Source organism: Mesorhizobium sp. M7A.F.Ca.CA.002.09.1.1 (assembly GCF_003998555.1).
GTDB lineage: Bacteria > Pseudomonadota > Alphaproteobacteria > Rhizobiales > Rhizobiaceae > Mesorhizobium > Mesorhizobium ciceri.
In genome coordinates this window covers 1-1,264 of the sequence record NZ_RZRR01001228.1, presented here as the reverse complement: position 1 = coordinate 1,264, position 1,264 = coordinate 1, and the positions used below count along the sequence as shown (strand labels likewise).

1 protein-coding gene is annotated in these 1,264 nt (G+C 68.8%); it reads right to left on the bottom strand.

Annotated features, from left to right (window positions below; genetic code table 11):
• Positions 1 to 141 precede the first annotated feature (141 nt).
• On the bottom strand, positions 142 to 1,264 hold a 1,123-nt coding region (locus EN994_RS32040; protein ID WP_164746444.1), incomplete at its 5' end, for an RNA polymerase sigma factor.

The following is a 1,264-nucleotide window of genomic DNA, read 5'->3' as shown; positions in this document are numbered from 1 at the left end:
GTCATGCTGGTGGCCTGGCATCCCGACATCGACAGCGCGCGGACGGCATGGCCGAACATTGAACGCCTGTGGGCGCGGCTGCGCGACCATCCGCTGATGAAGACGCTCAACACCTCGCACGAGATGTGGCCGGGCTGAAGCTCAATTTCTGAGCACTGCCCGCTTTTCCTGCAGGAAGCGGCGCACCGCCGGGTCGCGCTCGAGGCCGATCGCCCGGTCATAGGCTTCGCAGGCTTGCAGTACCTGACCAAGCCTGGCCAGGAGACCGGCGCGTGCGGCCCAATAGGGCTGATAGTCATCAAGCCGTTTGTCGTCGCCCAGCACGTAGAGGGCCGCCAATCCCGCCACTGCGCCCTCGGCCTCGGCGATCGCCACCGCGCGGTTTATCGCCACCACCGGCGATCCTGCGATCGAAAGCAACGCGTCGTAGAACTCGCGGATCGCCGCCCAGTCGGTGCGGCCGGTCAGCCGTCGTGCCGCATGCGCGGACTGCACGGCCGCCTCAAGCTGGTAGCGGCCGATGATGCCCTTGGCCGCGGCGTGGGAAAGCAGCGCCTCCGCCTCATCGATCAGGGCGCGGTCCCATAGAAGGCAATCCTGTTCCGCCAGCGGCACGAAGTCGCCGGCGGCGCTGCGCCGTGCGGCGCGGCGCGACTCAGCAAACAGCATCAGCGACAGGAGGCCCAGCGCCTCCGGCTCCTCCGGCAACAGCGAAGCCACCAGCCGGCCGAGCCAAATGCCTTCGGTCGCCAGATTGCGCCCTCGCGTCTCGGTGCCCGCCGGGTCGGACCAGCCTTCGGCGAAGGCGGCGTAGATCGCTTCCAGCACCGCATCCAGCCGTTCGCCGAGTTCGGCCTGCTCCGGCACGCGGAACGGAATACCGGTTTCACGGATGCGGGACTTGGCTCGCACCAGGCGCTGGCCCATCGTTGCCGGCGAGACCAGGAAGGCGGAAGCGATCGTCGCGGCGTCGAACCCCAGCACCGTCTGCAGGATGAGCGGCGAACGCACGCTCGATTCGATCGCCGGATGGGCGCAGGCGAACATCAGCCGCAGCCGCTCGTCGGGCAGGTCTTCGTCGGTCATGCGCGCCTCCGCTTCCTCGGCAATCAGCTTGAGATGCTCGCGGCCGGCCTCGCTGGTCAGCCGGCGCCGCACCGCATCGACGCGGCGCCGCCTTGCCACCGCCAGCAGCCAGGCTTCCGGTTTCTTGGGTACGCCGGTTCTTGGCCAGCGTTCGAGGGCGGCGGCAAAGGCATCGGCC